The organism is Curvibacter sp. PAE-UM (assembly GCF_001432305.1).
In the GTDB taxonomy this organism is placed as follows: Bacteria; Pseudomonadota; Gammaproteobacteria; order Burkholderiales; family Burkholderiaceae_C; genus Hylemonella.
In genome coordinates this window covers 2,007,253-2,013,373 of record NZ_KQ483358.1, presented here as the reverse complement: position 1 = coordinate 2,013,373, position 6,121 = coordinate 2,007,253, and the positions used below count along the sequence as shown (strand labels likewise).

The following is a 6,121-nucleotide window of genomic DNA, read 5'->3' as shown; positions in this document are numbered from 1 at the left end:
CCGGCCCGCTCGGGAGACCGGCCCCAGCCAGTGGATCACAGCCGAGCCGGCCCGCGCCGATGGCCACGCCTGGCGTGCCCGTGCCTGCGCCGTGCTCACAGGCATCGGCACCGTGCTGGAGGACGACCCCCGCCTGGACGTGCGCCTGGTCGACACCCCGCGCCAACCCCATCTCGTGGTGGTGGACAGCCGGCTGGAAACACCGCTCGACGCCAAGCTCTTCATTCCCGGACGCCAGCTCTATATCTATGCCGCCGTGGTTGACGAAGCGAAAAAGGCCGCTCTGGAAGCACGGGGCGCCACGGTGATCCATTGCCCCGGCCCGGGCGGCAAGGTCGATCTGGCCGCCATGCTGCAGAACCTAGCCACACGCGAGATCAATGAATTACACGTGGAAGCCGGCCACAAGCTCAATGGCTCCCTGGTCCGCGAAGGCCTGGTGGACGAGTTTCTGGTCTATCTGGCCCCCAAGCTGTTGGGGGCCGGCCGAGGCATGGTCAACATCGGACCTTTGAGCGAACTGACGCAGGCCGTGCCGCTGACCTACCGCGAAACCAGCCTGGTCGGCCCGGATTTGCGCATTCTGGCCAGAATTCCCGGGCGCGACAGTTTCTAGAGGATTACCTGCGAAAATAGCGCGATGTTCACCGGAATCATCACCGGCGTGGGGCGCATCGTCGCCAGCCACGACCTGGGAAGCTCTTTACAGCATGGCAAGCGCCTCGCGATCACCTGCCCGTCAGGCTACCTGGATGACGTCGGCCTGGGCGACAGCATCGCGCTCAACGGCGCCTGCATGACCGTCACCAGCCTGGACCTTCCCCGACAGCAGTTCACCATCGACATCTCGGCCGAATCGCTGGCCAAGACCACTGGTCTCAGCCAGGACGCCCAGGTCAACCTGGAAAAGGCCCTGCGCGCCGGCGACCGCCTGGGTGGGCATATCGTCTCGGGCCATGTGGACGGCGTCGGCACCGTCAGCCACTTCGCCCAGGTCGGCGAAAGCTGGGAGCTGCGCATCCAGGCCCCGGTCGAACTCACGAAGTACCTGGCCTACAAGGGCTCCATCACCGTCAACGGCGTAAGCCTCACCGTCAACCGCGTCGCCGACAACAGCGCAGGTTGCGAGATCAGCATCAATCTCATCCCCCATACGGTGCAGAACACCAGCCTGGGCCAGCTCAAGGCTGGCTCGGGCGTCAACCTCGAAATCGACACGGTGGCCCGTTACGTCGAGCGCATGCTCGCCGCCGGCACCGCCCCGCAGAAAGCAAGCACATGAGCCCCAAAGCACCCGTGGCGATCTCGCCCGTTGAAGACATCGTCGCCGAGATGCGCGCCGGCCGCATGGTCATCCTCGTGGACGAGGAAGACCGCGAGAACGAAGGCGACCTGGTCCTGGCGGCCGACCACGTCACGCCGGAGGCCATCAACTTCATGGCCCGCTTCGGCCGCGGCCTGATCTGCCTGACCCTCACGCGCCAGCGCTGCGAATACCTGCGCCTGCCCCCCATGGCGGCGCGCAACGGCACGGTCTACAGCACCGCCTTCACGGTGTCCATCGAAGCGGCCACGGGGGTCACCACCGGCATCTCCGCCGCCGACCGCGCGCGCACCGTGCGGGCCGCCGTGGCCCCGAGCGCCAAACCTGAAGACCTGGTGCAGCCCGGCCACATCTTCCCGCTGCAGGCGGTGGACGGCGGCGTACTCATGCGTGCCGGCCACACCGAAGCCGGCTGCGACCTGTCCGCCATGGCCGGCTGCTCGCCCGCCGCCGTGATCTGCGAGATCATGAAGGACGACGGCACCATGGCCCGCCTGCCCGACCTGCAGGCCTTTGCCGCCGAGCATGGGCTGAAGATCGGCACCATCGCCGACCTGATCGAACACCGCAGCCGCAACGAGTCACTGATCGAGAAGATCGGCAGCCGCCCGATCAAGACCTCCCACGGCGAGTTCACCGCCCACGCCTACCGCGACAAGCCCAGCCAGGGCGTGCACCTGGCCCTGGTGCGCGGCCAGTGGGGCGCGCAGGACACAGTGCTGGCCCGCGTGCACGAGCCGCTTTCGGTGCTGGACGCGCTGGAAATCGGCCGCGCCATGCACTCCTGGAGCCTGGATGCCTGCCTCACGCGCATTGCCGCGGAGGGTCGTGGTGTCGTGGTGCTGCTCAACTGCGGCGAAAGCGCCGAGCAGTTGCTGGCCCAGTTCGAAGGCACGGCACGTGCCAGCCACGCGCCCGAGCGCGGCCGCATGGACCTGCGCACCTACGGCGTGGGCGCGCAGATCCTGCGCGACTGCGGCGTGCACAAGATGAACCTCATGGGCAACCCGCGTCGGTTGCCCAGCATGGTCGGCTACGGACTCGAAGTCACCGGCTACACCCAGAAATAACTCAAGGAACTCCCATGTTTGGCGCTGACAAAGGCAATCTCGAACCCACCGACGCAAAGCTGGACGGCCACAAGCTGGCCATCGGCATCGTGCAGGCCCGCTTCAACGAAGCGGTGACCAACGCCCTGGCCCAGGCCTGCCGCGCCGAACTGGCCGCGTTGGGCGTGTTGACCAGGAACATCGACCACATCATGGTGCCCGGCGCGCTGGAAGTACCGCTGGCCCTGCAGGCCCTGGCCGAGAAGAACAGCCACGACGCGCTGATCGCCCTGGGCTGCATCATCCGCGGCGAAACCTACCACTTCGAGCTGGTGGCCAACGAATCCGGCGCCGGCGTCACCCGCGTGGCACTGGACTACCAGCTCCCCATCGCCAACGCCATCCTGACCGTGGAAAACATGGACCAGGCCATCGCCCGCCAGACCGACAAAGGCCGCGACGCCGCCCGCGTGGCCGTGGAAATGGCCAACCTGATGGAAGACATCGAATGAGTTCCGCACCGCCCAACACCGCCCCGCGCAAATCGGCCGCCAAATCCGGCCGCAGCCGCGCCCGCGAATTCGCGTTGCAGGCCCTGTACCAGCATCTGGTCGGCCGCAACGAGACCAGCGCCATCGACACCTTCACACGGGATCTGGCAGGATTTTCCAAGGCCGACGCCGCCCACTACGACGCCCTGCTGCACGGCTGCGTGGAGCAGGCAGACGAACTGGACCGCCTGATCACCCCGCTGCTGGACCGCAAACTGGCCGAGCTCTCGCCCATCGAACACGCGGTGATGTGGATCGGCGCCTACGAGATGCAGCACTGCCTGGACGTGCCCTGGCGCGTGGTACTCAACGAGTGCATCGAACTGGCCAAGTCCTTCGGCGGCACCGACGGCCACAAGTACGTCAACGGCGTGCTCAACGGCCTGGCCCCGGCCCTGCGCGCCGCCGAAGTGGCGACCGACCGCGCCAGCGGCAAGGCCAGGCCGGCCCAGGGCTGATCGCGCGCATGAGAATCGCGGCCCGCGCGCAGAAGATCGAGCCCTTCTACGTGATGGAAGTGGCCAAGGCCGCATCCGCCCTGGCACGCGAAGCGGCCCAAGGCGCTGCGCCCATGATCTTCCTGAACATCGGCGAGCCCGATTTCACAGCCCCGCCGCTGGTACAGGAAGCGGCCGAACGCGCCGTGCGCACCGGCCGCAGCCAGTACACCGATGCCACCGGCCTGCCTGCGCTGCGCGAGCGCATCAGCGCCTGGTATGCACAGCGCTTCGGGCTAAGCGTGCCCGCCAGCCGCATCGTCGTCACCGCCGGCGCCTCGGCCGCGCTGCAGCTGGCCTGCCTGGCGCTGGTCGAGGCCGGCGACGAAATCCTCATGCCGGACCCGAGCTACCCCTGCAACCGGCACTTCGTCAGCGCCGCCGAAGGCACAGCCCGGCTCATCCCCTGCGGCCCGGCAGAACGCTTCCAGCTCAGCGCCGAGAAAGTGCACGCCGCCTGGGGGCCCAAGACGCGCGGCGTGCTGCTGGCCTCGCCGTCCAATCCCACCGGCACCTCGATCGACCCGGCCGAGCTGCGCCGCATCCACGAGGTGGTGAGGGCCCACGACGGCATCACCCTGGTCGACGAGATCTACCTCGGCCTGAGCTACGACGAACGCTACGGCCACAGCGCGCTGGGCATCAGCGAAGACATCATCTCGATCAACAGCTTTTCCAAATACTTCAGCATGACCGGCTGGCGCCTGGGCTGGCTGGTACTGCCTGAGGAACTGGTGCCCGTGGTCGAGCGCCTGGCACAGAACCTCTACATCTGCCCGAGCACCATCGCGCAGCACGCCGCGCTGGCCTGCTTCGAAGCCGACAGCCTGGTCGAATACGAACGCCGCCGCGCCGAGTTCCGGGCCCGGCGCGACTTCTTCATCCCGGCGCTCAACGAGATGGGCCTGACGGTGCCGGTGATGCCCGACGGCGCCTTCTACGCCTGGGCCGACTGCACGCAAGCCTGCAAGAAGCTGGGGGTCAAGGACAGCTGGGAACTGAGCTTTGCGCTCATGCGGCAGGCCCATGTGGCCGTCACCCCCGGGCGCGACTTCGGCAGCGCCGAAACGCAGCACTACATCCGCTTCTCCACCGCCAGCGCCCTGCCCCAGTTGCAGACTGCGGTGGAGCGGCTGCAAAAACTTCTACGCTGAATACTGTATGGCCTTCGAACTGCCGATCCGCGTCTACTGGGAAGACACCGATGCCGGCGGCATCGTCTTCTACGCCAACTACCTCAAGTTCTTCGAACGCGCCCGCACCGAATGGCTGCGCTCGCTGGGCATCGGCCAGCAGGCCCTGCGCGAGCAGACCGGCGGCATGTTCGTGGTCAGCGAGACCACGCTCAAATACCACCGCCCGGCGCGGCTGGACGACGAACTATTGGTTACAGCTCGCCTCCAGGAAAGCGGCCGGGCATCCCTCACAATCGCCCAGCAGGCTTGGCGCAAGACGGGAGGCGAGCCTGAACTGTTGTGCGAAGGCCGCATCCGCATCGGCTGGGTGTCCGCAGCCAGCATGAAACCTGAAAGAATCCCGAGTACCGTCCTGGAAGCCATTCAATGAGTCAAGACCTGTCCATCATCCAACTGGTCCTGCACGCGAGCTGGGTCGTGCAGGCCGTCATGCTGCTGCTGGTGCTGGTGTCCATCACCAGCTGGGCCGCCATTTTCAGCAAGCTCTTCTCGCTGCGGCGCGTGCGCGAACTCAATGAGAAATTCGAGCGCGACTTCTGGTCCGGCGCCAACCTCAACACCCTCTACGCCACGGCAGCCCAGAAGGGCCATGCCAGCGGCCCGATGGAACGCATCTTCGTCAGCGGCCTGCGCGAATACCAGAAGCTGCGCGAGCGCCGCATCACCGACACCGGCACCCTGCTCGACGGCGCGCGCCGCGCCATGCGCGCCAACTTCCAGCGCGAGATGGACGTGGTGGAAACCAACCTCTCCTTCCTGGCTTCGGTGGGCTCGGTCTCGCCCTATGTGGGCCTGTTCGGCACGGTCTGGGGCATCATGCACGCCTTCACGGGCCTGGCCTCGCTGCAGCAGGTGACGCTGGCCACCGTGGCGCCCGGCATTGCCGAGGCCCTGGTGGCCACGGCCATCGGCCTGTTTGCCGCCATCCCCGCCGTGGTGGCCTACAACCGCTTCGCGCGCGAGATCGACCGCGTGGCCATCATGCTGGAGACCTTCATCGAGGAGTTCTCCAACATCCTGCAGCGCAACGTCGGCGCGCAGCCGGCCGCGGCGCAGGCCTCCACCTTCTGAGGACCGCAGCATGCCTACCCTGGTCAGTCGCGGGCGCGGACGGCGCACCATCAACGAGATCAATATGGTGCCCTTCATCGACGTGATGCTGGTGCTGCTGATCATCTTCATGGTCACCGCCCCGCTCATCACCCCCAGCGTGGTGGACCTGCCCAGCGTGGGCAAGGCCGCGCGCAAGCCCGACCAGGTGATCGAGATCGTCGTCGGCAAGGACGAATCGCTGACCCTCAAGGCGCAGGACAGCAGCCGCAGCCTCAAGCTCGATGAGCTCGCCGCCAACGTCAAGCGCCTGCAGTCCGATGCTGGCAAGGATGGCAGCTCCGCCGTGGTCATCAGCGCCGACAAGAGCGTCAGGTACGAAACCGTGGTTCGCGTCATGGACAAGCTGCAACGCGCCGGTGTGCAGCGCGTGGGCCTGTCGGTCCAGATGGTG

At 66.9% G+C, this 6,121-nt stretch carries 7 protein-coding genes and 2 pseudogenes; all 9 read left to right on the top strand.

Translation table 11 applies throughout. The annotated features are described in order from the left end of the window. Positions 1 to 616: pseudogene (locus AO057_RS18265) on the top strand (RibD family protein); the annotation flags it as partial. Positions 617 to 640: 24 nt separating this feature from the next. Continuing rightward, complete coding sequence (locus AO057_RS09785) at positions 641 to 1,282, top strand: riboflavin synthase (RefSeq protein WP_057675448.1); 642 nt, start codon at positions 641 to 643, stop codon at positions 1,280 to 1,282. Next, the gene (gene ribBA / locus AO057_RS09780; protein WP_057675447.1) at positions 1,279 to 2,394 is read left to right on the top strand and encodes a bifunctional 3,4-dihydroxy-2-butanone-4-phosphate synthase/GTP cyclohydrolase II; all 1,116 of its coding nucleotides are present in this window, start codon (positions 1,279 to 1,281) and stop codon (positions 2,392 to 2,394) included. Before AO057_RS09785 ends, ribBA begins: the two co-directional genes overlap by 4 nt. A 14-nt stretch (positions 2,395 to 2,408) precedes the next feature. Next, complete coding sequence (ribH, locus tag AO057_RS09775; protein ID WP_057675446.1) at positions 2,409 to 2,885, top strand: 6,7-dimethyl-8-ribityllumazine synthase; 477 nt, start codon at positions 2,409 to 2,411, stop codon at positions 2,883 to 2,885. A 17-nt stretch (positions 2,886 to 2,902) separates the two neighbouring features. Beyond that, a pseudogene (nusB, locus tag AO057_RS09770) lies at positions 2,903 to 3,382 on the top strand (transcription antitermination factor NusB); the annotation flags it as partial. Positions 3,383 to 3,390: 8 nt separating this feature from the next. Next, complete coding sequence (locus AO057_RS09765; protein ID WP_057675444.1) at positions 3,391 to 4,575, top strand: pyridoxal phosphate-dependent aminotransferase; 1,185 nt, start codon at positions 3,391 to 3,393, stop codon at positions 4,573 to 4,575. Positions 4,576 to 4,582: 7 nt separating this feature from the next. Beyond that, positions 4,583 to 4,987 (top strand): tol-pal system-associated acyl-CoA thioesterase, encoded by a 405-nt coding sequence (gene ybgC, locus AO057_RS09760; RefSeq protein ID WP_057675443.1) that lies wholly within the window; start codon positions 4,583 to 4,585, stop codon positions 4,985 to 4,987. After that, positions 4,984 to 5,688, top strand: a complete 705-nt coding sequence (tolQ, locus tag AO057_RS09755; RefSeq protein WP_057675442.1) for a protein TolQ — start codon at positions 4,984 to 4,986, stop codon at positions 5,686 to 5,688. The genes ybgC and tolQ overlap by 4 nt, the downstream gene beginning before the upstream one ends. A 10-nt stretch (positions 5,689 to 5,698) precedes the next feature. After that, a partial coding sequence (locus tag AO057_RS17500) for a biopolymer transporter ExbD (protein WP_082605640.1) occupies positions 5,699 to 6,121 on the top strand: 423 nt, incomplete at its 3' end.